The organism is Chitinophaga filiformis (assembly GCF_900102545.1).
In the GTDB taxonomy this organism is placed as follows: domain Bacteria; phylum Bacteroidota; class Bacteroidia; order Chitinophagales; family Chitinophagaceae; genus Chitinophaga; species Chitinophaga filiformis.
The window spans coordinates 1,423,628-1,450,333 of sequence record NZ_FNBN01000001.1 but is presented as its reverse complement, the minus strand read 5'-3'; the positions used below and the strand labels follow the sequence as shown (position 1 = coordinate 1,450,333).

Here is a 26,706-nt window from a genome sequence, read left to right as displayed (position 1 = left end):
TTATTTTTTGCTGACAGTTTTCTTATTGCGGAGCCTTGCTTTTTTCTCCCGGGATTTAACACTGTGGAGTATTTCACGGAATTCATCGTAGTCCATAATGAGCGCAAAAGCAACGCCCGTTTCCACTACCTGGCCTTCAATGACCGTACTGTTATCATTGCGCTGATATACTCTTACCCGGTAACGACCGTCTTTTGTCAGTTTATATTCTACAGAAATATCACCCACCAGGGTTGATGGGTTGGCCTGGTTCTCTCCCTGCAACATCACATTGGAGCCAACAGAAACGGAAAGCCTTTCATTGAACAATTTCTTGGAGGCGCCTACTTTAAGATTGGTGGTTTCCTGGGCTGAGCCGGTGGAATAATCTTCTTTGGACTCTACGTCAAAATTCAGGTCTACGCCTTTAATAAGATTGCCCGCCAGGTTGTTTAACTGCTGTGACAGGATCTTGCTTACACTTTGGCGCGCCATATTACGTACACCAAAATCGCCACTGCCGCCACCATCACTGGCTAGCGGATCTTCTGGAATGAAGCTATTCATTACCAGTAATCCCATCACCTGTTTATTTAATTCAGAAGGAATCTGGTTGATCTGTTTCAGACGATTATACACACTTCCGCTAAAGGCGTTCTGTTCCGCTTCGGGCATGTCCAGCTCAAAAGAGATCTCTGGTTTCATCATCTGCCCTTTGATACGGAGATATACATAGAAAGGCAATTTTTGCCGGTACCTGTTCCTGTCTGTTTCTGATAAGTTGGTCACCTGGTCTTGTACCAGATCAATTGCTGCGGCATTGACAGTATAGCGGGCTGTAATATCCAGGTCTGCTTCCATGGCATCTCCACTGAAAGTAATAGTACTACCCTTTTCTATACTGAAAGAGCGCTTGATCAGCTGATTCAGGGACATTTCATACTTTCCCTCACTTATTTCATAACGCCCTGTAAGTGTCATTTTACTGCTGGCGTCCAGGGTGGCATTGATATTGGCTGTTCCCTGTGCCTCTACAAAATCACCATTTACAGGATCAATGATGATCTTGAGAATGGATTCTGGAGTGATCTCTATATTACCGGAAAAGTTGATGCCCTTCAGACGTGGATTCTGGAATTTGGTGCTGTCTACTGCTTTAAAGAGACTGGAATCCACCGGATTGGACTTATCCACAAATATGATAACCCCCTCCCTGTTTGCTACACCAGGTTCTTCGGAAGGCAGGGTAACAGTCACATGGGATTTGTCCCTGAGTTTCACACTGGCATCAACTCTGGGAAGATCAAGATTACCACGTACTCTGATACGGGTATCTATAAACGCCGGACCGTAATATAATTGCTGGGGATCCTGTTGTTTCCCCAGTACCATAAAGTTCTCCGAGTTGATATCAAGATTGAAATTGTAATTGCTGAAATCCGGCGTATTGATACGACCGTCTACAACCAATTCATTGTCAAGACTGTCGGCAACTACAAACTGGTTAAATGCAATCCCTTTCTCGTCCATCGTGATGGTTTCATCCGGCAGGCGCAGGTTGGCGCCGACATAGGTGATAGTACCACCGGCATCATTGAAATGCAGTGTTCCTAACACTTTTGGTTTGTCAGTAGTGCCTGTAATAGTGAACTGTCCATCTGCGCTACCGTGCATACGTGTTACATTCCCGAAAGTAAAGGCTTCGAGAGATGCCATATTGAGGTTGTTGATATCCACCTTCGCATTGATAGTTGAATCGTAGATGCCGTCTACTTTTACATCATTCTGATTGCCAGTGAGATTGGCCGTAAGTTTATATTGGTTAGGCTGTGGCGTTTCCACGTTTGCTTCCAGTGTACCCACAGGCGTTCCCCTGAAAACGAGAGAATCTACTTTTAGGGTGCTTTTTATTATTGGAGAATTATCGAGGTTACTGGCCAGGGCTTCTGCATTCAGTAAGCCATTTGCCAGTAGTGTATCCGACGACAGCAACGCTGTAATGGTGGATAATTTGAAATCTTTGATAGTTGTCTTTAACGGAGGCAGTTTTCCCTGGCCGCTATCTCTTAAGGTCTGTATCTGAATCGATTGGTTTTGATAAGAAAGTGTCAGCTGAGCCGTGTCAGGTCCTCCATTGATGATGTGAATATGGTTATTCTCATCCACTTTCCATTGCTGCCTGTTCAGCAAGAGATCCGTTTTCAGGGAAAGGTCCATAGCATTGGCGGGCAGGAAGGTAACATAACCACCGGCTTTATATTTTGGCTTACGCTTAGTATCATCCAGCAAGAGGTCCCATTCCAGTTTGCCACTTACTGCATTGGCTTTTAATTGTGTATGATTTAGCGGAGCAATTTTATGATACAACTGAGCAAGATCCAGGGTCGCATTCAGCGAGGTGTCATGTATCTGAGCAATCAGCTTTACGCTGTCAACGCGCATGGAATCATAAGAGAGTTTAGGCAGATTGGCGTTCAGCACCAAAAGACTACTGTCGGAGTTCAGGCGTCCGTTAATAAGCAGTGGATATTCCATCCTGAGACTGGGCGCCATATTCCTGAGACTCCGGGGCCAGGTTAAAGAGGCATTCCAGAACAGTGTTTGTCCCGCAGGTAGTTGCACCAATCTGGCACTATCGTATGGTTGCAATGGTTTGTTAATCAGCTGACTGAAAGCGCTGCCTACTTTCGTATAGTCTATATTGCCATTGGCGTTAATAAATCCAAAGGGGCCAGTCAGCGAGATATACTGCTGGTCTTCGTATTTGGTAATGAGTGCAATAGTATCCAGTGGAAATACCTGTCCGTTTGTAGCAATCTGCCAGTTATCTAAAAGAGCAGTACCCACCAGGCGTTGAGGCGCAAGACTACTGAAATCTGCTGTCAGGTTTCCTTTGAGGACCAGCGGCTCGCTATACCAGTTGGTTGTATGCAGGTCTGCCTTGTCCATCTGAAGGGAGGCCTGCAAAGACTGTACGCTGGTATCATTTAATAAAGCATTGACATCAAAAGCGAGTGTGATACTGGTATCGTTACTCTGGCCCTGCGCTTGTAACTGCCGCTTGTCTATATTGGCCGTCATGGCTATATCACGATAGGTATACCTGTTATAAGTAGCTGCATCCAGGTTGACGTTTGCCCAGGCCACCATACCTGGGAAAGTATATCCTTGTCCGGAGGCTGACAGTCGTCCGCTGATCCAGCCCATTGTGGTATCATACAGGAGAACACCCGGATTGACTTTAAAAGAGGCCACCGTTACATCATAACGGGCGCGGATACTATCCATGATATTTACCAGATGTGCAGACAATTGTGCATTGGCTGAACTACTGGTGAGTTGCAGCTGTGTTTTCATGTCCTGCATACCGCCAAGCATCTTACCTGTAATGAGCATCTGTTCCGGCAAGCGCGGGGTATCCGGTAGCGTACCTGCTGGTAACCAGGATCTTAGTTGTTTATTACCAGATTGAATATATACAGAAGGCAGATTTGCATAGAGCCGGTTTACATCTGTTGCATGTTCAATTTCACCGTTGGTGCGAATGCGGTTGCCAACGTTATCTGCTATACGCAATGTTTCTATGATCAGTTTTCCCAGGCTGCCTTTTAATACTGCTGTTACATCTATCTCTTTGTTCCACAATGGTTTCATTGATGGATTCTGGCGCGAATCAGGAACGAAAGGCAGCCACTCGCCCAGGGAGATATGAGAAGAGTCAATATTGGCGCGGAGTTGTAAGAGATCCATATTCTCAGAAAGCGTAGACCAGGATGGCACCGTTACTGCAATTTGTTTTCTGAGCAGGCTCCTATTTGTTTGCACCAGCATGTTCTGCAATGCCAGCGATTGAGGAGTGAACAACACATTGAAACGCGCTTCTTTTACGGCAAAACCTGATTTCTCCCTGGCTTCCAGCTTCTTAAGTACGGCGCTGATGGTATCGGGTTTATAAAGGATATTGGAAAGTGAGGTATTGAGGTTGTAGAGCAGGAGATGATTATAGTCCGGATCATTCCCCGTTCCTCTTGGCGGTGGTGCCGCGTTATTATCAAATTTGAAATCCAGGTGTTCCAACTCTGCCTTGGTGGCCAGCACTTTCCAGGTGTTCGGAACACTGTCGGAAGGTATTGGCGCAGAAGTATCTTTTGGTGATGATAGGGTAAATGAACCGGTTGTTTTGCCAATGCGCAGATCTCCTATCTGCACCAGGGTTGAGTCCAGGTCAATGCTTGAGTTCACCAATTGGAAATCACTGATACGCCAGACGGTGGCAAGACCACTGGCCTCATCTGAATAGAGGAAAGCGCTGTTTTTGATATGTAGCTTTTTCAACAACAGGTGGAATGGCGTACTGGCTGTATCTGCCGGTGTTGGTGGAGGTGCTGTATTCGTAAGCACTTTAGGACGGTAGCCCTGTGTATATAAGCCTTTCAAACCATCCAGTTCAATGCCCCGGAATGCATACAAGCCCTCGTCCAGCAACAAGTCATCCGGATCTATATGCAATTCCCGGAAATGTACAATAGCGGTCATCCCTTCTTTTGCGTCGGCAAAGCGAAGCCGCACCTGCCGGAGGCTAATGTCTTTAAGATGATACTGAAGGGAAGAGCCTGTCTCTTCAGAAAGCGTGTCGGGTGTGGTGTCTTTGGGGCCGAAGGCATCTACAACGAACTGATAGTTATAGGTGCTATCCCCCTGATTACGGTAAACATTGATGAGAACAGAATCCCATTCCAGGCCGTTGACTTGCAACTCATTGTTGATAAATGCCAACAAATTGTATCTCACTTTTAGCGAGCCGGAAAACAGCAAAGTCTTCGATGACTTGTCGGCAACATATACATTCTTCAGTTCGAGATACCGCCATCCACGCGCACGGAGATATCCTATGCGCACCTGTGTGTGCAGCTTCTTTTGCAGATACAGCTCTCCTTGCCGGCGAATGTAGTCCTGCACAGGCTCCAGTTGTAAAAGTAATATCACCATTACAGGGAGTATCAGGAGGACTGCAAGCCCCCACAATACCCACCGCCACCAGGGACGACCATGATGATGTTTTTCTTCCTTTGTAGATGGATCTGTCACTATGAAAAAGGTTACTTATACAGTAATTTACTGAAATAAAATGCTTTAGGGTACGTATGCTTACTAGGGTAAACAAACAAATACTATACCTGCTGAGTTGGAAGGTATAAAAAAGTTCCAGTCACAGATCAAATTGAAAACGGAGGAAAGGTTGCGCAGACCGGCTCCTTTAGGAGCTGCGTGTTTCCAGCCCCTGGTAACAACCGGGGAATGAGGGAATAGAGGGCGCTTAAATAAAATGCCGGATATTGATATTACCAGGATGGAGTGTTCCGCTGGTTGAACTTCTGAATATAATATACCAATCTGTTCTTGTTCTGTTTGTCTTCATTGAATTCCCGCAGCAATGCTGTGTCCTGACTAAGTATATACTTGCGCATATTGAACATTGTCAGGTCGTATACATCTCCTGTTACCAGGTTCAATACTCTCTTATCGGCCGTTTGTGGAGGCGTGTTTTCAAAGACCATACCTCCTGTGGCCCGGTTGGGCGTAGCGGAGGTAATGGAATGGATACGATACAGGCAATAATACCCGATCTCTTCCAGCTTATTCAGCCCGTTATCTTTTATGTAAATGGAGGCGCCGTCTGAATATCCCCAGTATTTTTTCACTTTCTGTTCTTTCCCTGTAGAGTCTACCAGGTTCAGCTCATTAGGAGCCGACAGCAGGTAGACCTGTGCGGCAGGGGTTCTGTTCTTTACAGTAATTGTTCCGGTAATGGATGGTGTGTTTGCCCTGAACTCCTGGAAAGTTTTATAGATCCCTTTTTTGTATTGATGGGTATCGTAAACTGAAGTGCCTACCTGTGCGGAAGAATATTGCACAAGGCCTGTGCATAACATAATAGAAAGTACCAATTGCCTCATAAGAATACAAATGTACTGTTTTTCAGAAGGAGGATATTAGAGTGTCAACACGTTCTGTTTCGCCATATCATCGAGTATCACTTTCCGGATCCTTTTGTACACGGTGTTTTTTCCCATTTCAATGCTGGTGGACAAACGTGCAGACCATATTGTTTCCGGACCCTCAGTCAGGAAAATTTCAAAATCATCAACCAGGTAATATTCATTTAATGATCCGGATCCTGTATAAGACATGGCTCCGGTGTGAGTCATCATAGGAGCAGTGTTTATATAATGTGTGCTCAAATTTTCAGTGGCGGCAAGCGGGTAAAAGCGGAGCACAGCGTCATGGGGCCAGGCTTCCGCTTTCTTCAGTGCGTAATCAGTATCCACTTTATGAGGGTCTCCCAGGTATTCATATTTACACTCAATGTTATGCGCTTTCAGTTCTTTGATCAGTTCCGGAGAGAGATGATCCATGTACATCCGGGACTGCATCCCTCCTTCTCCTACAATGAGGATCTTATGATAGTGCTTGACGCTATCAAGTTTTTTGTCCACGGATGCAAGTTTGATCTTTTTCTGGGCATAAGCAGGTAGCAGGAACATGCCGGCAACCAGTGACAGTAGAAGTGCTCTCATAGGGATCTCTGGGATAAATTATACTGTAAATATAAACCAAAAACGGCAACGGTCTGAGGGCATGCAAAAGGCCGGGTAAAAACCCGGCCCGGCTGAAGGTTACAACAAAATCTAAACCTGCTTATGAGACTCTTTGATATTTTTATAGCATGTTCTCTGCGGCATTGGTAGCTTATACAGCCAGTGCCTGCAGGGAATCGTCTTTACTTTCGAGTTGTGATGTGCCCATCAGGAATTCATCTACTTTTCTGGCACACTCACGTCCTTCGCTGATTGCCCATACCACCAGAGACTGTCCGCGGCGCATATCGCCGGCAGCAAATACTTTTGGTATGGTAGTCTGGAAGGCTTTCTCACCGGCTTTCACATTGCCACGCTCATCTCTTTCTACACCCAGCTCGTCCAGCAGGCCGGTATGTTGAGGATGTAAGAAGCCCATCGCCAGGAAGGCTAATTCACAAGGGATTTCCTGTTCGCTGCCAGGCACTTCTTTGAAGCCGCCTGGTCTGCCGTCGGGACCCAGTGCCCATTCGAGGTTCACTATTTTCAGCCCTTTCAGGTTGCCCTTCTCATCACCGACAAATTCTTTCGTACCGATTGCCCATTGACGCTCAGCGCCTTCTTCATGAGAGGAAGAGGTTTTCAACACCATTGGATAAGTAGGCCACGGCATATATGGTGTACGCTCTCCCGGAGGTTTCGGTAGTAACTCAAGCTGGGTTACGCTAATGGCTCCATGACGGTTAGAAGTACCTACACAGTCAGAACCGGTATCACCGCCGCCTATTACTACAACATTCTTGCCGCCGGCAAGGATATCATGACCGGAAACAGGACGGTTGGCTACACGTTTATTCTGTTGTTTCAGGAAATCCATCGCATAATGTACACCATGCAGCTGACGGCCAGGGATGCTGAGGTCACGTGGAATAGTAGATCCACCTGCCAGTACGATCGCATTGTATTCACGCAGCAGATCATTCACGCTCACATTCACACCTACGTTTGCATTGCATTGGAACACAACGCCCTCTTCTTCCATCAGTTTAATACGGCGGTCTATTACCCATTTTTCCAGTTTGAAGTCAGGGATACCGTAACGGAGCAGACCACCCGGAGCATCATCTCTTTCAAATACAGTCACACTATGGCCGGCATAGTTCAGCTGAGCAGCGGCAGCCAGACCTGCAGGACCGGAACCGATCACCGCAATCTTTTTGCCAGTACGTACTCTTGGCGTTTTAGCCTGTACCAGTCCTTTGTCAAAAGCAATTTCGATAATGTGACGCTCAATCTCTTCGATAGCTACCGGAGGCTGATTGATACCCAGTACACAGGCGCTTTCACACGGAGCAGGACAGATACGGCCTGTAAATTCCGGGAAGTTGTTGGTACTGGTTAATATTTCATAAGCTTCTTTCCAGTCTTTCTGATACACCGCATCGTTGAACTCAGGGATCACGTTGCCCAGGGGACAACCACTGTGACAGAATGGTACGCCACAGTTCATACAGCGTGCAGACTGTTCATTCAGTTTTGTGTCTGAATACTTCTCTACGAATTCGTTATAGTGTTGGACTCTCTCCGTTACTGGAGTTTTGCCCGGCAGTTCCCGTGTAAATTCCAGGAATCCTGTTGGTTTGCCCATTGTCTCTTGTCTTAGATGTTAGAATGTTACTACTTCTCTACCTGCTGTGCTCCCGTCTTGCTTGCGCTCAGTACAGCTTTGTACTCTTTCGGGAACACTTTCACGAAGTGGCGCAGCTGGTTTTCCCAGTCTTTCAGTATGAACTTGGCCACAGTACTGTTCGTATATGCATGATGCTTGGTGATCAGGTCCTGCAGTTCAGCAGCATCCTGCTGGTCCAGCGGATCCAGGTCAATCATGTCCTTGTTGCAACGTCCTGCAAACACACCTTTTACATCATATATATAGGCAATACCACCACTCATACCTGCACCGAAGTTGCGGCCGGTTTCACCCAGTATCACTGCTTTACCTCCCGTCATATATTCACAACCGTGATCGCCCACACCTTCTGCTACGATTGTAGCGCCGGAGTTACGTACACAGAAGCGTTCACCGGCTTTACCGCGGATGTAAGCTTCACCGGAGGTGGCGCCATAGAAGGCAACGTTTCCTGCGATGATATTCTCTTCCGCTTTGAAGCCTGCTTCCGGAGAAGGATAAAGGATCAGTTTTGCACCGGATAAACCTTTACCGAAGTAGTCATTTGCTTCCCCTTCCAGTTCCAGTGTTACACCTTTAGTATTGAAAGCACCGAAACTTTGTCCGGCAGAACCCACAAACTTGTAGTGGATAGTATCTTCCGGAAGGCCTGCTCCTGCATAACGTTTGGATATTTCGTTACTGAGGATGGTACCTACAGCCCTGTCAGTGTTTTTGATGTTGTACTGGTGGAATACACGGGATTTTTTCTCCAACGCTGGCTGTGCTGATTTCAGCAGCTGCCAGTCAATCACCTCGCCGATACCATGATCCTGTTCTTCCTGTTTGTACAGGCCAGTTTCAGCGTCAGCAGGTTCTTTATATAATATCGGAGACAGATCAAGTTGTTTGTACTTCCAGTGAGAGATGTTTTCACGTACCTGGAGGTTGTCCACCTGGCCTACCATTTCGGTCACCTTACGGAAACCAAGGTCCGCCATGATCTCACGGAGTTCTTCTACCAGGAACCTGAACAGGTTCACTACATTCTCAGCATCACCGTTGAAGCGCTTGCGCAGTTCAGGATCCTGGGTGGCTACACCTACAGGACAGGTATTCAGGTGACACTTACGCATCATGATACATCCTTCTGCTACCAGTGCAGCAGTTGCCACACCCCACTCTTCTGCACCTAGCAGAGCAGCGATAGCGATGTCACGGCCGGTTTTCAGCTGACCATCGGTCTGTACCACTACGCGGCTACGCAGTTTGTTCTTTACCAATGTCTGGTGTGTTTCAGCCAGACCCAGTTCCCATGGCAGACCCGCATGTTTGATAGAGCTGATCGGAGAAGCACCGGTACCACCGTCATAACCGGAGATCAGTACTACGTCCGCTTTTGCTTTGGCAACACCGGCAGCGATGGTACCAACACCAGCCTTGGATACCAGTTTTACACTGATACGTGCGGCACGGTTAGCATTTTTCAGGTCAAAGATCAACTGAGCAAGGTCCTCGATGGAATAAATATCGTGGTGCGGAGGAGGAGAGATCAGACCTACACCTGGTGTAGAGTGACGCACCTTAGCGATCCAGTCATCTACTTTATGTCCAGGTAACTGTCCGCCTTCTCCAGGTTTAGCACCTTGTGCCATCTTGATCTGGAGCTCGTCCGCGTTTGTCAGATAATTACTTGTTACACCAAAACGGGCACTTGCCACCTGCTTGATGGATGAGCGCATGCTATCTCCATTTGGCAGCTGTTCGTAACGGATTTCGTCTTCACCACCCTCACCGGTATTGCTCTTTGCACCGATACGGTTCATCGCGATAGCCAGTGTGGAGTGTGCTTCGTGGGAGATGGAACCAAAGCTCATCGCACCGGTAGCAAAACGCTTCAGGATGCTTTCAGCTGATTCAACTTCTTCCAGCGGAACAGAAGGACGGGTACGTTTGAAAGCGAACAGGCTACGTAGGGTGGCCGCTTTTTCGCTCTGGTCGTTCACCGCTTTGGAATACTTCTTAAATATGCTGTAATCGCCCATACGGGTAGCATATTGTAAGAGGTGGATGGTGGTCGGATTGAAGAGGTGGAATTCCCCTTTTCTCTTCCACTGGTAGATACCGCCGGTTGTAAGACGCTGTACAGGTGTTTCCTTACGGCCGTAACCCATCCAGTGCTTAGCCAGTGTTTCGCGGGCTATTTCATCGAGGCCCATACCCTGTATACGGGACACTGCGCCGGTGAAATATTTATCTACTACCTGGCGGTTGATACCTAATATTTCAAATATCTGTGCACCCTGGTATGATTGCAGGGTGGAGATACCCATTTTAGAGAATACTTTCAGCAAACCGTCACATACAGCCTTGATGTAATTCTTCTTCAGTTTATCTACATCCAGGGTAGTCTCCAGTTTGTCGTTCAGCTTCATGTCACGGATCGTGCTCAGCGCCAGGTATGGGTTGATGGCAGTTACGCCAAAGCCCAGCAGACAGGCGAAGTGGTGCACTTCCCAAACATCCCCCGCTTCTACGATCAGCCCTACCTGACCACGGTATCCTTTGCGGATGAGGTGGTGGTGTACAGCAGATGCAGCCAGTAAGGAAGGCATAGCGGCATGTTCTGAGTCGATCGCTCTGTCAGACAGGATGATCACTTCGAAACCATCTTCCACAGCATCTACCGCATAACGGCACAGACGCTGCAGGCCTTTTTCCAGGGAGCCTGGTTTACCGTCGGCTCTGAAGTAAGTATGGAGGGTCTTGGCCTGGAATAAACCGGTATCTATACTACGGATCTTTTCCAGTTCGAAGTTGGTCAGGATCGGATGACGAAGCGCCAGACCATGACAGTGTAGCGGATCTTCGTCCAGCAGGTTGCCATTGTTACCTACATAGGTAGCCAGTGACATTACCAGCTTTTCACGGATCGGATCAATTGGCGGGTTGGTTACCTGTGCGAACAGCTGTTTGAAATAGCTGGTCAGGTGCTGCGGCTGATCACTTAAGATGGCCAGCGGAGCATCCGTACCCATTGAGCCTACTGGTTCTTTACCATCGAGGGCCATTGGCGCGATGATGGTTTCAAGATCTTCTGTAGAATAACCGAACGCGCGCTGATATTTAAAGATCTGATCGTGTTCCAGGTGGGTGAAAGTAACCCTTGGCTCAGACAGTTCTTCCAGGCGGATCTTATATTTATTCAGCCACTCGCCATAAGGTTGCTGGGAACAGATATTCTGTTTCAGTTCCTCATCACCGATGATGCGACCCTGTTCCATGTCCACAATGAACATTTTACCAGGCTGCAGGCGGCCTTTTTCTTTTACATTTTTAGGATCGATTGGGAGTACACCAGCTTCAGACGCCATGATCACGCGGTCATCTTTAGTGATAACGAAGCGGGCAGGACGCAGACCGTTACGGTCCAGGGTACCACCGATGATCTTACCATCTGTGAAGGAGATACAAGCCGGACCATCCCATGGCTCCATGAGGGAAGCGTGGTATTCGTAGAACGCTTTCTTCACAGGGTCCATATCCTCGTTACCATCCCAGGCTTCAGGGATCAGCATCATCATCACGTGTGGCAGTGAGCGGCCGGTAAGCAGCAACAGTTCCACTACGTTATCCAGGCTCGCAGAGTCAGACTGACCTTCTTCCACAAGAGGGAGGATCATGTCCATTTCTTCCTGTGAGAAGTATTTGGAAACGAAGTCCTTCTCTCCTGCTCTCAACCAGTTCAGGTTTCCTTTCAGGGTGTTGATCTCACCATTATGCGCAATGTAGCGGTAAGGGTGAGCCAGGCGCCAGCTTGGGAAAGTGTTGGTAGCGAAACGGGAGTGGATCAGTGCAAATGCAGATACCATCTTCTCATCGCTGAGGTCAGCATAATAATGACGTACCTGGTAAGTTGTTAACTGACCTTTATAAACGATCGTTTTTGTAGAAAGGGAAGGAATGTAGAAAAGCGCTTTCTCTTTCGGTACGGTGTTGCGAACGGTTTTGGAAACGTAGTTACGCAGTACGAAGAGTTTACGCTCAAAAGTATCATTGTCCGTAATATGATAAGGACAGGCAATAAATACCTGTTCAATTTCCGGTTCAACAGAAAGTGCGCCTTCACCAATACCGTCCGGGCGTACCGGCACCTTACGGTAACCCAGTATTTCCAGTCCCAGTTTCTCGGCCGCTCGGTTCAGGATCTCACGGCACTCTTCGCGCCAGCGAGGCTCTTTCGGAAAGAAAATCATGCCTACCCCGTATTTTCCAAATTCAGGGAGGCTAATGCCTATCTTAAGGCATTCGTCGTACAGGAACTCGTGTGGCAGCTGGATCAGGATACCAGCCCCGTCACCGGTGTTTTGCTCATAACCACATGCACCGCGGTGCTCCATGTTTTCCAACATGGTCAACGCATCCCGGATGATCTGATGCGATTTACGGCCCTTGATGTGGGCAGTAAAGCCTGTTCCGCATGCATCATGCTCAAAATCCGGGTGATACAGTCCTTGCAATTGCTTCACTTCTTGCATTCGTTTAGATTTTTTGACCTTGGCACACCTTCCCCGCTTACTCTGGGCGGTTGAGGTACCGTAATTTATCGGGAACGGTATAAAGATACTAAAGGAAACCGGCATTTTTTACGAAAGTTTTTGTATAACCACTAAAAATTAGAAAAGATTAAAAAAGTATGGGCATTTGTTAGAATTAAATAAGTAGACGGGTAATATGTGACCATATTTGGGCCAGCGAGGGGCTTGTTGGGTGACGAAAATGTTTAATGTGTTGAGGGTAAGAGGGGTTTGCGGAGAAAGTGAGCAGTGATTTTACCCCTTCATGGGTGGATTGAGACAATAACGAGGCTTGTGGGTTCGATAGAGATATAATAGAGATTCGTTCCGATAAGCTTTGAGATAACCTTACCCTCCCTTAATGCTCCCTTTAAAAGGGAAGATCAAGGAAGGATAAGGTTATCTCAAAGCTTATCGGAACGAACCTCTACTGAATCTCGCCTTAATCCGGATAGGGTTGAACCCTATTTATATCCATGTAACAGCCAATGAAACCATTCGCGACAATAGACCCCGGCAGGGGTCTCAGTGTTTGTAGCGCGGGGTGCAACCCCGGGAAGACGTATAACGGGTGCAACCCGGATGACGTATAACGCGCGCAAACCCCCGGATGACGTACAATGGGTGCAACCCCCGGGATAACGCCATAAAATGCACCCGGGGCACGGCAATAAAAACCGGACCCGTCAACGGTACAATGTATATAATGATAAATAGATTAAACGATGGTGACGTTTATCCCCATCTCCTCCAGCGCCTTTACAATATGCGCCGAAATACCGGTATCCGTAATAATCTCATCCACATCTTCCAGATCGCAGATCTTTCCAAAACCACGACGGCCGAATTTAGAAGAATCTGCCAGTACAATCGTCTTCTGAGCTGCAGCTACCATGCGTTGATTCAACTGTGCTTCAAGGAGATTAGTAGTAGTCAGCCCGAATTCGATATCAATACCGTCCAGGCCAAGGAATAATTTGGAACAGGAGAAGTCGGCCAGGATCCTTTCGGCATAGGTGCCTGTTACTGAGGAAGAACTGTTACGTACAATACCTCCCAGCTGTAATACTTCGATCTCCGGATGGCGAAGCAGCTCCTGTGCTACGTTGAGTGCGGGAGTGATCACTGTGAGATGTCCTTTAGGATGGACATTTCTGGCCAATGCCAGCGCGGTAGTTCCTGAAGAGATAATAATGGCATCATTCGGGGCTATCATGCCGGCTGCTGCAATGGCAATATTGTTCTTTTCCTCGCGGCGCAGTTTTTCCTTCTCATTAACAGGCTTGTCGTTAATGTAGGGATTGTTCACTGTAGCGCCTCCGTGTGAACGGAATAAAAGAGACTTGTCTTCAAGCAGTTTGAGGTCTTTACGAATGGTAACACCGGAAACATCCAGTTCCTTGCAGAGGTCAACTACATTCACATATCCTTTCTCAGCTAAACGGTCAAGAATGTATTTGTGTCTTTCTGCAATATTGATCATTGACATATGGGCAAAAAATTAGCAGTTGTAGAAAAAAGCATTACATGTTTTAAACAGATTTGGAACAAATACAGTTATGCCTTCTTCCAATTCGTTACAAAAGTACTTTCATGTTGTTGAATTTAACACATTGCATCAGAAAAAATATTTAGTAAAAAGTGAAGAATATCATGTATAAATGCGCGTTTATGCATTAACTTCCTGAAAAGGAACGAGCAAAATATTTATTTTCGGTTTACGGGAAGGCCAGCACCCGCTCTATTTTTTGCGGACGAGAATGAAATAAACCGAAACTAATTAAAAGAAAATAAAGCATATTCCTCACAATGAACAGGTTAACCTTTAAACAACAGCTAGGCAATACGGCAACAGTCGTTTGGGATATTATTGTAATCGGTGGTGGCGCTACCGGATTAGGCATTGCTATGGATGCCGCTCAGCGGGGCTTCCATACTCTCCTGCTGGAACAGTCCGATTTTGCCAAAGGCACCTCCAGCCGTAGTACAAAACTGGTGCATGGAGGGGTGCGCTATCTGGCTCAGGGTGACGTAGGACTGGTAAAAGAAGCCCTGTACGAAAGAGGATTGCTGCTGGCTAACGCGCCACATCTTGCACACGACCAGGAATTCATCATCCCGTACTATAAATGGTGGCAGGGCCCTTTCTATGGTATAGGCCTGAAGCTATATGACCTGCTGTCCGGTAGACTTAGCCTCGGCCCCTCCCGCGTTATTGGGCGACAGAAGGTTATCAAAGCCATGCCGGCTATACGTCGCGAAGGTTTGAAAGGTGGTATTGTCTATCACGACGGACAGTTTGACGATTCCCGTCTGGCAATAAACCTGGCACAGACAGCCACCGAAAAAGGAGCCGTACTGCTGAACTATTTTAAAGTGACCAGTCTCCGGAAAAACGGCAACGGAAAAATAAACGGGGTAAGCGCGAAGGACATGGAAACAGAAGAAACATATGATTTCCAGGCTAAAACGGTGATCAACGCGACCGGTGTATTTGCCGACGAAGTACTGCAGATGGATGAACCAGGTGCCCGGCCCACTATCCGTCCCAGTCAGGGAGTACACCTTGTACTGGATAAGAGTTTCCTGAACAGCAGCAGCGCATTGATGATTCCGAAAACAGCGGACGGACGTGTGTTGTTTGCCCTGCCCTGGCATGGGAAAGTGTTGGTAGGTACAACAGATACGCCACTGAACGACCATAGCCTGGAACCACAGGCGCTCGAAGCAGAGATCAATTTCATTCTGCAGACTGCTGGCAGTTACCTGCAAAAAGCGCCTACCCGCGCAGATGTGTTGAGCGTATATGCGGGCCTGCGACCATTGGCCGCTCCACAGAAAGATACCGATAGCACCAAGGAAATATCCCGCAGCCATAAGGTGATTACCGCCACTTCAGGACTTATTACCATTACAGGCGGAAAATGGACCACGTTCCGCAAAATGGCGGAAGATACCGTGGATACGGCCATCGCTACCGGTGAACTGGCAGCTGTTCCCTGTACAACGCAAGGCCTGCACATTCACGGATATACGACAGCGGCTCCCGCTCCTGCCCCGCTAGACGTATATGGCAGTGATGCAGAGCAGATCAATGCCCTGATAAAAGCTAATCCTAAGTTGTCTAAACAATTGCATCCCCGGTTGCCTTATATTGAGGCGCAGGTGGTCTGGGCGGTGCAGCAGGAAATGGCCCGTACCGTAGATGATGTCTTGTCCAGAAGATTACGGGCACTCTTGCTGGATGCCCGTGCTGCTGTGGAGATGGCCCCTGCCGTTGCCGCTATACTGGCAGCGGAACTGGGGAAAGATAAGACCTGGGAGGATGCGCAGGTGAAAACCTTTACAGCGATAGCAGCACATTATCTCCTGCAGTGATCAGAACATCAACAACATAAATCATAGTTCCACATCCGTTAAATTTCACGTGTTTGCTATATGAAGGAAAAGGAAATAACCCGGTACATCCTGGCATTGGATCAGGGTACCACCAGCTCAAGGGCAATCATCTTTGATAAAGCCGGCGCCATCGTATCTGTAGCCCAAAAAGAATTCAGGCAGATCTTCCCTTCCCCCGGATGGGTGGAGCATGATGCCAGCGAGATCTGGTCCAGCCAGTTAGGCGTTGCTGCCGAAGCAGTAGCCAAAGCCGGATTGAAAGGAACAGACATTGCGGCCATTGGGATCACTAATCAGCGGGAAACTACCATTGTGTGGGACCGCCATACAGGGAAACCCGTGCACAATGCCATCGTCTGGCAGGATCGCCGTACTGCCGCCTATTGTGATGAATTGAAAGCAGCAGGCCATGGACAGATGATCCGTGAAAAGACGGGTCTTGTAATTGACGCTTACTTCTCCGCGACGAAAGTGAAATGGATCCTGGATAATGTGGACGGTGCCCGGGAAAAAGCATCCAAAGGATTACTGGCTTTCGGCACCGTGGATGCATGGCTGGTATGGAACCTCACAGAAGGAAAAACACACGCGACAGATATTACCAATGCTTCGCGGACGATGTTATTTAATATACATACACAAAGCTGGGACGAAGAATTGCTGTCCCTCTTTGATATTCCGGCTACGATGCTGCCGGAAGTGAAGCAGTCCAGTGAGCTGATCGCGGAAACAGCATCCTCTATTTTCTCAGTAACGATTCCTATTGCCGGTATTGCGGGCGACCAGCATGCGGCCCTGTTCGGGCAGATGTGCACCTCCCCCGGTATGGTAAAGAACACCTATGGTACGGGATGTTTTATGCTGATGAATATTGGTGAACTGCCTATCCTTTCACAGAACAACCTCGTTACTACGATTGCCTGGAAAATAAACGGGAAAGTGGAATACGCCCTGGAAGGCAGCATCTTCATTGCGGGAGCTGTGGTACAATGGCTGCGCGATGGATTGGGCATTATCCGGTCTTCTTCCGAGGTGGAAGGCCTGGCGGCGAAGGTGGCTCATAACGACGGAGTATACCTGGTACCTGCATTCGCAGGTCTGGGGGCTCCGCACTGGGACCAGCATGCGAGAGGTACGCTGGTGGGCATGACCAGGGGTACAACGTCGGCGCATATTGCAAGGGCAGCGCTCGAGAGTATTGCCTATCAGACTATGGAAGTGCTACGCGCGATGGAGGCAGACGCCGGTATCAGCATAAAGGAACTGCGCGTGGATGGCGGAGCAACCAACAACAACCTGCTGATGCAGTTCCAGGCTGATATACTGGGAACCAAGGTTATACGCCCCAGGATTACGGAAACAACGGCGATGGGCGCCGCTTATCTGGCCGGACTGGCAACAGGTTTCTGGAAAGATCAGGAGGAAATTGCCCGCCAGTGGCAGGTAGACCATTCTTTCACCCCGGCAGGTAAAGAAGAGGATGTGCACAAATGGATCAAAGGCTGGAGCCATGCTGTAAAGGCGGTAAAGGCCTGGGCGAAATTCTCGGCACAGGAAGACGTTGTTGTAAGCCAATAATAACTGTGGATGATCTGGGATATCATCCCGCACCACGACTAATGAAAACTGATAAAAATAATTCTCGATGCACCCTTTATTAGCAGAGTTTCTGGGAACCATGTTACTGATACTGCTGGGCAATGGCGTAGTAGCAAATGTTATTCTCAACAAGACAAAAGGCAACGGCGGCGGCTGGATCGTGATCACGACCGGCTGGGCCCTGGCCGTATTTGTAGGTGTGGTGGTGGCCGGTCCTTACAGCGGCGCACACCTGAATCCTGCGGTGACGCTGGCGCTGGCTATCGCCGGCAAGTTTGCCTGGTCGGCAGTTTTCCTTTTTATAGTGGCGCAGTTACTGGGCGCCATGACGGGCGCTTTTCTCGTATGGTTCTATTATAAAGATCACCTGGATATTACTGCTGACCCGGGATTGATACAGGCCTGTTATTGTACAGCGCCTGCTATCAGGAATAACGGGCGCAATTTTGCCAGTGAAGTGATAGGCACCTTCGTACTGCTATTCACCATCTTTTACTTTACCGGAGCGGAATTAGGGAAAGAGAAGACGCCGGTGGGAATGGGCTCACTGGGAGCCTTGCCGGTTGCCTTGCTGGTACTGGCCATAGGGCTGTCGCTCGGGGGCACTACCGGATATGCGATCAATCCTGTAAGGGATCTAGGTCCGCGTATCATGCATGCTGTTCTCCCGGTAAAAGGGAAAGAAGGTAGCGGATGGGACTACGCCTGGATACCTGTGGTTGGTCCGTTTATAGGAGCTGCTATTGCGGCAGTATTGTACTTATGCCTGCAACCGGTCGCTAGTTAATGATCAGGAGTCGGTGGTTTCCCTGCCTGAGAGAACAAGCAGAGAAGACGCAGAGAACAAGCAGAGAAGAAACAAGGTGTTTATCCTGTTATATTCCCGCTGGTACTATTTGCACAAACTTAATTTTGAAAGGATGGATAATTTGACAACCTTAAATAACCGAAAGCGTTAATAGTCAGGACTTATTTGTTGTTGAAATTATTTATCATGAGAAAACTATGTCATTCACTGTCTGCACTGGTGCTCGCTGGCGCTATGTTGCAGGCAGTTGCTGTTTCTGCCCAGAAACCGGAGGATCGTCCAAAGTTAGTTGTAGGGATTGTTGTTGACCAGATGCGCTGGGACTACCTGTACCGGTATTACGACCGCTATGAATCCGGCGGATTCAGGAGAATGTTGTCTGAAGGGTTTTCCTGTGAGAATACTTTCATTACTCATCTTCCCTCTTTTACGGCGGTGGGTCACAGTACCATTTACACGGGCTCTGTACCCGCTATTCACGGCATCACAGGCAATGACTGGACCGACCAGGTAAGCGGTCGCCACTGGTATTGTACAGAGGATACAACCGTACAGCCGGTAGGAACCACCACTGATGCCGGCAAAATGTCTCCCCGTAACCTGCTGGCCTCTACGATTACCGACGAACTGAGAATAGCTACTAACTTCCGGTCAAAGGTAGTGGGCGTATCTCTGAAAGACAGGGCTTCTATCCTACCAGCAGGCCATACCGCTAATGGCGCTTTCTGGCTGGATGACAGCAACGCCAGCTTTGTGACCAGCTCTTATTATATGCAGGATCTGCCGGAATGGGTGAAGGCGTTTAACGCTCGTCAACTGCCGGCGCAGCTGATGTCAAAACCCTGGGAAACGCTGTATCCTATCAACACCTACGTTCAGAGTACGGAGGATAACGTAAAATGGGAAGGCATTTTCAGCGGAGAAACAACAGCTACTTTTCCGCACAACATGCAGGATATTTATCAGAAGGATAAAGGAAGCCTGCGTACTACGCCGTCCGGCAATACACTTACCCTGGAATTTGCAAAAGCAGCCATTGAAGGATATAATCTTGGTAGCAATATGGTAACAGATTTCCTTACTATCAACTGTGCTTCAACAGATTATGTGGGGCATAAATACGGGCCTAATTCCATCGAAGTAGAAGATACCTATCTGCGTCTGGATAAAGACCTGGCGGCCTTCTTCCACTACCTGGACCAGCGCCTGGGCAAAGGCAAATACCTGGTATTCCTGTCTGCCGATCATGGCGCTGCCAACTCCGTAGGATTTATGAAAGAGTACAAGATCCCGGCCGGACTGCCAGACAGCAGAATGATGACAGGATTGAATGCTGTATTGAAAGAACACTTTGGTGTGGATAAACTGGCCGTGAATTCAGAAAACTATCATATTGGGTTCGACCTGAAAACCATTTCAGCACAGAAGCTTGATTATGATGCGATAAAGAAAGTGGCTGTTCAGTATCTGCAAAAGCTGCCAGGTGTACAATTTGCTGCGGATGTGGATAACCTGGGTAACAGTCCGATACCAGAACCCATCAAGGCAATGATCGCCAACGGATATAATTCCAAACGTTGTGGAGCGGTGGTGATTATCCCTGAGCCGGGTTGGTATTCCGGGTCTGATAAGGGTACCACCCACGGCAACTGGAACCCGTATGATACTCATCTCCCGCTGGTATTCATGGGCTGGCATGTGAAACACGGAGCGACCAACGATGTGGTGAGTATGGCGGATATTGCACCAACTATTGCAGCTATGCTACACATCCAGATGCCGAATGGCGCCGTGGGAAAACCGGTACAGGCAGTATATAATAAGTAATTGATCATGACTGATAAAAAAAGCGGGGAGCATGTTTAACATGTTCCCCGCTTTTTTATGTGTTAATATGTTATTGATATCTGCCGGCTGGCTCAGGATCAAACACAAATAAGGTCTTCTTTCCAGACTTTCTCATGTATAGTGGATCGCTTGCCCAGCTTTCGGTTTGCAGCCGGTTCAACGCTGTAACCACGTAAGTGTAAAGCGTTCCCTTCACATAGGAATAATCGATGAACTGCGGGTCAGGCATCTGTTGTACGATAGCCAGTATTTTGGTAGGATCATTCAGATTGATAGATTCGTTGGCGTTGAAGCGGTATAGCACATACTGTTGTGTACGACCAGAAGTATCGTCATCTGCCCAATAAAGATGCAGGCCATCCATTCTCTCAAAAGCATCTATAAAATAAGGCGGCAATGGCGCTGGCAGGTTTATCCACGGCATAGCGGGACGCAGGGCCGGGTAACGGTAAAAGTGATTGCGCAGGGTATCTTCAAATCCCAAAGGATTGCCATTGAATGATTTATTACTATAGAAGGCGCTTCCGTGGATGGTGTTAAGGGTGCGGAGTTCTGTGATCTGTATAGGCAGTTCTGCCGGATTGCTCCAGGCGGCATTACTGCGGATACGGTATACTCCCTGGCCGATATACACATTGCGGCCATAACCATGCTGTGCCCACCAGTTAAGCAGGAGTTCGTAGTTGGCAGCCCGGTGCCCCCGCTCCCAATATAGCTGCGGCGCTACATAATCAATCCAGCCATTCTGCAGCCATTTACGAACGTCAGCGTACAGGTCGTCGTAATTGGAGAGTCCTGTGGTATAAGAGCCATCCTGATCCTTAATTTTATTCCGCCAGATGCCGAATGGGCTGATGCCAAACTTCACCCAGGGTTTTTCTTCCTTGATCATTTTACTCACCATCTGGATAATGGTATCCACATTCCAGCGGCGCCAGTCGTCTTTCTGCATATTACGGCCATACTGGCGGTAGGAGCTGTTATCGGGAAACTCCCTGCCGGCAACCGGATAAGGATAGAAATAATCATCAAAGTGTACGGCATCTATATCATAGCGGCGTACAACGTCCCGGATGATCTGGGTAACATATTCACGTACTTCCGGAATACCCGGATCAAAATACTTTTTACCATCAAAATTGACGAACCACTGAGGCCGCATGCGGGTGATGTGATTGGGAGCAACAGCATTCTTTCCTGTGCTGATAGCGGCGCGGTAGGGGTTGAACCAGGCATGGAATTCCATACCCCGTTTATGGGTCTCTTCCAGCATAAAGCGCAGCGGATCATAATACGGATTGGGCGCCTGTCCCTGTACGCCGCTCAGATACTCAGACCATGGTTCAAATGGTGAATCATAGAAGGCGTCAGCTACCGGACGGATCTGCACGATAACGGCGTTCATGCCGTTACGCTGCTGTTTATCGAGGAGATTGATAAATTCCTGTTTCTGTATCTCAACCGGCAATCCTTTCCTGGAAGGCCAGTCAATATTTTCCACCGTGGCAATCCATACTGCACGAAATTCCCGTTTAGGTGGCAGTTGTGCTTTGACCTGGTTGAGGATGCCTGTCAGTATCAGCGCAACTCCCAATAAATACTTGACCATCTGGTATGTAGGTTAAGACCTGAAAAACTGCGAAAATAACAAAACCATTCATTTAAGCAATCCGGAGTAACAGACTGCCGGCCATGAAGTTGATAATGCTGCACAAACGGTGCCGGAATGGGGATAAAAAGGTCAAAAAACATATGTGATTTAAAATTCCTCTATATCCCTATTGTAAAATTCGATATGGAAAACCGTTGATTCCACTGGGTATGTGGACGAAAGTTGCTACCTTTGTTCCATCAAAAAGTTTAGAGTAACATGATTAAAACAGGCAATCCCATTATCAGCATATATACGGAAATGACGCCAAACCCGGAAACAATGAAGTTTGTGGCTAACAAGCTGTTGTACCCAGGTAAGCACATCGATTTCCCGGATGAGGCCAGCGCTAAGCCATCTCCTCTGGCAGTCGAGCTGTTCAGCTTCCCGTTCATAAGGGGCGTTTTTATTATGGCTAATTTTATTACGCTGACAAAAACTCCTGACACTGACTGGAACGATATTATACCTACTATAAAAGCCTTCCTGAAAGAATATCTGGAAGATAACCGTCCCGTTATCAACGAAGAGGAAATCGTGGTAACAAAGGCTGCCGCTACCAATGAAGTAAGTGCGGATGATACTGATGTGGTAAAACGTATCAAGGAATTACTTGAAAACTACGTTAAACCAGCAGTAGAGATGGATGGTGGCGCTATCCAGTTCAAAGATTACGAAGACGGTACTGTGACGTTGATGCTGCAGGGTTCCTGTTCAGGTTGCCCTTCTTCCATGATCACGCTGAAAGCCGGTATTGAAGGCATGATGAAGCGTATGATCCCTGAAGTAAAGGAAGTGGTGGCAGAAGCAGAATAAGCCATAGTTGAGAGAATGATAGTGTTAAAAAAGAGCGCAGTCTTTAGACTGTGCTTTTTTATTGTCCCTGGTATATCTTTAGCCCTTATTCGGAAACATTTTATACTTATGAAAAAACACTCATTACTGTGGATCGCCCTGTTAATAACGGGAGGAATACAGGCACAATCGGGGAAAGAAAAGCCAGGAGCTGAAATCACCTATAGCTTTCGCTATAACGGAAAAGATGTTCCTGAGGGAAATCTAAAACTCGTCATCCAGGGAAGCAAGGCCAGTTACCAGGCATTGAACAGCGTTGTGCAGAAAGAACGGCAGTTCCTGGACAACAAAGGAAAGGCTACCTACCAGATGATCACCAATAAAGAAGGGCAACTGCTGACATTCAAAAAAGCTTTCAGCGCGTATGATCAGCCGGAACTGCTGCCGGGAATAGATACCGTGCTGGGATATCCCTGTAAGAAAGCCAAGGTAAAGGTGCGCTCCAACAGTATTGAGATCTGGTATACCGATGCCCTGCCTTATAAAGGAACGCCTGTGCAGGGTTTTGCTCCTGGTCTGGGTCTGATATTGAGAACATTGCGTAATGGTACCTCCGAATACATTGCCACAAAAGTTGACGTACGGAATATCAAGGACGAAGAACTGAAATGGCCGGCTACGATGGGATCAATGGTGGACGATGCCACTTACCTGCGACAGGTTATTGAGAACAGATTCAACACCCTGCACATCTTCAACCAGGAACAGATCAGCTGGGGAAATAAATTTAATGACCCTGCTGATGAGCAGGAGAATGTGACTTACCATTATGCAGGAGGAACTGTTATCCTTAAAAAGGTGAAACTGCCTGAAACCATGGATGTTACACTGTTTGCGGAAGTGGCGGAATACTCCAACGGCGACTCCTACGATCGTACCGGATCAGTCTTTATGATTCCCGTAGATAAAAAGATCTCTTTCCTGGATGGTCTGAAAAAGGGAGTAAAAGAACTGCCTGCTTATCATGAGAAATACCGTGGCGTTGCAGCAACAGACAACTATCTGCCAACCATAGAGTTGATGCGCTTTTTCACTCCTTTCGGCATCAATTATTATAATGAGAAAGTGAAGATAAAAGGCTACCAGTGGGCTGATTCTGCCGTGTATCGCCAGGATATCACTGAGTTGCTGCCCCGTTTGCAGGGAGAAGTATGGCTGGGTGTGTACATCGGCAACTACGACAAAGGTGGCCATAAGGTGAGCCTGCGTCTGAAATACTATCCGGCAGACAGCGACCAGAAAGATACTACTGCTGGACATTGGGTAATGCCTGTTTTCAATACCACCAACCTGATGGAAATGGCGGACCAGGAGTATGGTACTATGTTCGGAAAGGATTCCCTGCAGGTAACTGTAACCATTCCTGAAGGATTAAAGAACCTGCGCCTGCGTTATACTACTACCGGTCATGGTGGCTGGGGCGGTGGAGATGAGTTCAACAAAAAGCTGAACGAGATCTTCATAGACGGTACGCGGGTATATCATTTCATTCCATGGCGTACAGACTGCGGAAACTTTCGTTTATCAAACCCCGCTACTGCCAATTTTGTGAACGGGCTGGCCTCTTCTGATCTGAGCAGATCTAACTGGTGTCCGGGCGGTGTAACAGAACCCGTTACGATTCCCCTACCCGATCTGACACCGGGAAAACATATCATTAAAGTGAAGATCCCGCTGGGAGAGCGTGAAGGCAACAGCTTCAGCGCCTGGAATGTTTCCGGCTGTCTGATAGGAGATAAATAAGCAGTATAACTTTGGGACATGAATTTTGACGCATTATATCAGGGCTTACAGGAAGGAATACGGGCAATGAGCTGGCTGGAAATAGTCGCGGCGCTATTTGGCGCGATTAGTGTGATTTGCAGTAAACAGAATAGTATATGGCTGTACCCCACGGGGCTGGTAAGCACTGGCATCTATGCTTATCTCCTGTCGAGGGAACAGTTTCGCCTGTATGCGGAAGCGACTTTAAATATCTATTATTTCGTCATGAGCGTGTATGGCTGGTATCACTGGGCAAAAAAGAGCAAGAGTGAACCCGAAACACCGGTGGAATGGGCCAGTCGCCGGGAATGGATAGTAACGGTGCTGATAACCGTGATCGGCTGGGGCCTTTTTGCTTACCTGCTCAGTAATTATTCCAACTCCGACGTTCCGCTGATAGATGCGTTTGTCTCTGCTACAGCCTGCGGCGGTATGTGGCTGTTGGCGAAGCGAAAGATAGAGAACTGGCTGGTACTCAATGTATCCAACCTGGTAGCTATCCCCTTATTGTTCCACAAACATTTATTGCCTACGGCAGTATTGACAATATTCCTGTTCATTGTTGCTGTGTTGGGCTATTTCAGCTGGAGAAAGATCTGGCGGGAACAGCACGCGGCAGGAATAGCGAAGTAATTATAGTATATGTTGAAAGTAGTTGTTATAGGGCCGGAGTCTACCGGAAAGAGTACATTGAGTGAGCAGCTGGCGGCACATTATCAAACGATATGGGTGCCGGAATATGCACGTCAATACCTGGAAGAGTTGCCCCGGTCCTATGAACAACACGACCTGCTCACGATAGCAGAAGGACAGCTGGCGCTGGAAGATAAACTGGCGACACAAGCCAACGGGCTGCTGATCTGCGATACGGACCTACATGTCATCAAGGTATGGAGTGAACATAAGTACGGCACATGTGATCCGCGGATATTGGAGCACATGGCAGCCCGTCACTACGACCTGTACCTGTTAACCTACATTGATATTCCCTGGGAGGAAGATCCGCAACGGGAATACCCCGCCCCCCGGATGCGGGAGTATTTTTACAATATCTATAGAAATCTTATTGCCGGATCTGGCGTACCCTGGGTAGAGATCAAGGGCGGTTTTGAAGAAAGAAGGGCGTTGGCGATAACTGCTGTGGATAAACTGCTTGAAACAAGGAACAGCTGATATTATTTGCTGCTCACCAGTTCAGAGATATCCGGGTCTGGCGCAATGAACCGCATCTGTTGTAATATTTTCCGCTGGCGGTAAGATGTAATACGAGCCGGAGGAGTTACCGTATATTTTATCGGATTCGGAAGGCATGCAGCAATCATGGCGGCCTGTTCACGATTCAGGCTGGCCGCGCTTTTATGATAATATTGTTGTGCCGCCGCTTCTACCCCAAAGATACCATCACCTGTCTGGGCCACATTCAGATACATTTCAAGGATCCTTTCTTTGCCCCAGATCTTTTCGATCATAAAAGTAAAATAGACCTCCAGTCCCTTGCGTATCCAGCTGCGTCCCTGCCAGAGGAACACATTTTTAGCTACCTGCTGACTGATAGTGCTGGCGCCCCGGATCTTTTTACTTTTCTGATTATGTTTCATGGCCTTCTCGATGGACTTAAAATCAAAACCATTATGGTCCGGGAACAGCTGATCCTCACTGGCTAATACTGCCAGCTTGGCATGCTGAGAGATCTCATCATAGTCTGCCCAGGTCTTATGGAAATGTTTATCTGTTCCGATGAGGCTAAACCAGGAGGATATCATGGTAAGGGTGATCGGAGGATTGACCCACTTTAATATTATAATGTAAACGAATTGCGCAATGAATAGAATGAGTGCAATCTTTTTCAGCCTTCTCCAGGTTCTCGGAACAATCCCTTTTAAATTCATCCAGATCTGTTTTGCAAATTGGTTGGAAAGATAGTAAGATTATTTAATGTGGAAAATGTGTTGGCCTGGAAATTGGGACGGCTTCCCCGA

16 protein-coding genes are annotated in these 26,706 nt (G+C 47.8%); 8 read left to right on the top strand and 8 right to left on the bottom strand.

Translation table 11 applies throughout. The annotated features are described in order from the left end of the window. The 6 genes from BLR32_RS05970 to BLR32_RS05945 all read right to left on the bottom strand — a co-directional run bounded on the left by BLR32_RS05970 (window position 1) and on the right by BLR32_RS05945 (window position 14,292). Entirely contained in the window at window positions 1–5,067 is a 5,067-nt protein-coding gene (locus BLR32_RS05970) for a translocation/assembly module TamB domain-containing protein (protein ID WP_143011371.1), read from the bottom strand. A gap of 254 nt (window positions 5,068–5,321) precedes the next feature. Further along, window positions 5,322–5,936 carry a hypothetical protein gene (locus BLR32_RS05965; protein ID WP_143011370.1) on the bottom strand — a complete coding sequence of 205 codons (615 nt, stop codon included), beginning with the start codon at window positions 5,934–5,936 and terminating at the stop codon, window positions 5,322–5,324. Between the two features lie 36 nt (window positions 5,937–5,972). Then, window positions 5,973–6,557: a hypothetical protein gene (locus BLR32_RS05960; RefSeq protein WP_089829493.1), complete on the bottom strand. Its 585-nt coding sequence runs from the start codon at window positions 6,555–6,557 to the stop codon at window positions 5,973–5,975. 172 nt (window positions 6,558–6,729) lie between these two features. Further along, complete coding sequence (locus BLR32_RS05955; RefSeq protein WP_089829492.1) at window positions 6,730–8,205, bottom strand: glutamate synthase subunit beta; 1,476 nt, start codon at window positions 8,203–8,205, stop codon at window positions 6,730–6,732. A 29-nt stretch (window positions 8,206–8,234) separates the two neighbouring features. Beyond that, window positions 8,235–12,764 (bottom strand): glutamate synthase large subunit, encoded by a 4,530-nt coding sequence (gltB, locus tag BLR32_RS05950; protein ID WP_089829966.1) that lies wholly within the window; start codon window positions 12,762–12,764, stop codon window positions 8,235–8,237. 757 nt (window positions 12,765–13,521) lie between these two features. After that, window positions 13,522–14,292: a DeoR/GlpR family DNA-binding transcription regulator gene (locus BLR32_RS05945; RefSeq protein WP_089829489.1), complete on the bottom strand. Its 771-nt coding sequence runs from the start codon at window positions 14,290–14,292 to the stop codon at window positions 13,522–13,524. 320 nt (window positions 14,293–14,612) lie between these two features. Between BLR32_RS05945 and BLR32_RS05940 the strand changes: the two genes are divergently transcribed. The 4 genes from BLR32_RS05940 (at window position 14,613) to pafA (ending at window position 20,436) form a co-directional block, all read left to right on the top strand. After that, the gene (locus BLR32_RS05940; protein WP_089829487.1) at window positions 14,613–16,181 is read left to right on the top strand and encodes a glycerol-3-phosphate dehydrogenase/oxidase; all 1,569 of its coding nucleotides are present in this window, start codon (window positions 14,613–14,615) and stop codon (window positions 16,179–16,181) included. A 60-nt stretch (window positions 16,182–16,241) separates the two neighbouring features. Further along, the gene (gene glpK, locus BLR32_RS05935; RefSeq protein ID WP_089829486.1) at window positions 16,242–17,780 is read left to right on the top strand and encodes a glycerol kinase GlpK; all 1,539 of its coding nucleotides are present in this window, start codon (window positions 16,242–16,244) and stop codon (window positions 17,778–17,780) included. A 67-nt stretch (window positions 17,781–17,847) separates the two neighbouring features. Next, the gene (locus tag BLR32_RS05930) at window positions 17,848–18,588 is read left to right on the top strand and encodes an MIP/aquaporin family protein (protein WP_089829483.1); all 741 of its coding nucleotides are present in this window, start codon (window positions 17,848–17,850) and stop codon (window positions 18,586–18,588) included. Window positions 18,589–18,795: 207 nt separating this feature from the next. Further along, entirely contained in the window at window positions 18,796–20,436 is a 1,641-nt protein-coding gene (gene pafA, locus BLR32_RS05925; RefSeq protein ID WP_089829481.1) for an alkaline phosphatase PafA, read from the top strand. A 70-nt stretch (window positions 20,437–20,506) separates the two neighbouring features. On the opposite strand, the gene BLR32_RS05920 is transcribed toward pafA, so the two are convergent. Beyond that, the gene (locus BLR32_RS05920) at window positions 20,507–22,066 is read right to left on the bottom strand and encodes a glycoside hydrolase family 10-like protein (protein ID WP_089829480.1); all 1,560 of its coding nucleotides are present in this window, start codon (window positions 22,064–22,066) and stop codon (window positions 20,507–20,509) included. Window positions 22,067–22,327: 261 nt separating this feature from the next. Between BLR32_RS05920 and BLR32_RS05915 the strand changes: the two genes are divergently transcribed. The 4 genes from BLR32_RS05915 to BLR32_RS05900 all read left to right on the top strand — a co-directional run bounded on the left by BLR32_RS05915 (window position 22,328) and on the right by BLR32_RS05900 (window position 25,900). After that, window positions 22,328–22,924: a NifU family protein gene (locus tag BLR32_RS05915; protein ID WP_089829478.1), complete on the top strand. Its 597-nt coding sequence runs from the start codon at window positions 22,328–22,330 to the stop codon at window positions 22,922–22,924. Between the two features lie 108 nt (window positions 22,925–23,032). Next, the gene (locus BLR32_RS05910; RefSeq protein WP_245705367.1) at window positions 23,033–24,706 is read left to right on the top strand and encodes a PNGase F N-terminal domain-containing protein; all 1,674 of its coding nucleotides are present in this window, start codon (window positions 23,033–23,035) and stop codon (window positions 24,704–24,706) included. 18 nt (window positions 24,707–24,724) lie between these two features. Continuing rightward, window positions 24,725–25,360 carry a nicotinamide riboside transporter PnuC gene (pnuC, locus tag BLR32_RS05905; protein ID WP_089829476.1) on the top strand — a complete coding sequence of 212 codons (636 nt, stop codon included), beginning with the start codon at window positions 24,725–24,727 and terminating at the stop codon, window positions 25,358–25,360. A gap of 9 nt (window positions 25,361–25,369) precedes the next feature. Continuing rightward, entirely contained in the window at window positions 25,370–25,900 is a 531-nt protein-coding gene (locus BLR32_RS05900; protein ID WP_089829474.1) for an AAA family ATPase, read from the top strand. 2 nt (window positions 25,901–25,902) lie between these two features. On the opposite strand, the gene mtgA is transcribed toward BLR32_RS05900, so the two are convergent. Beyond that, window positions 25,903–26,616 (bottom strand): monofunctional biosynthetic peptidoglycan transglycosylase, encoded by a 714-nt coding sequence (mtgA, locus tag BLR32_RS05895; RefSeq protein ID WP_089829472.1) that lies wholly within the window; start codon window positions 26,614–26,616, stop codon window positions 25,903–25,905. Window positions 26,617–26,706 lie beyond the last annotated feature (90 nt).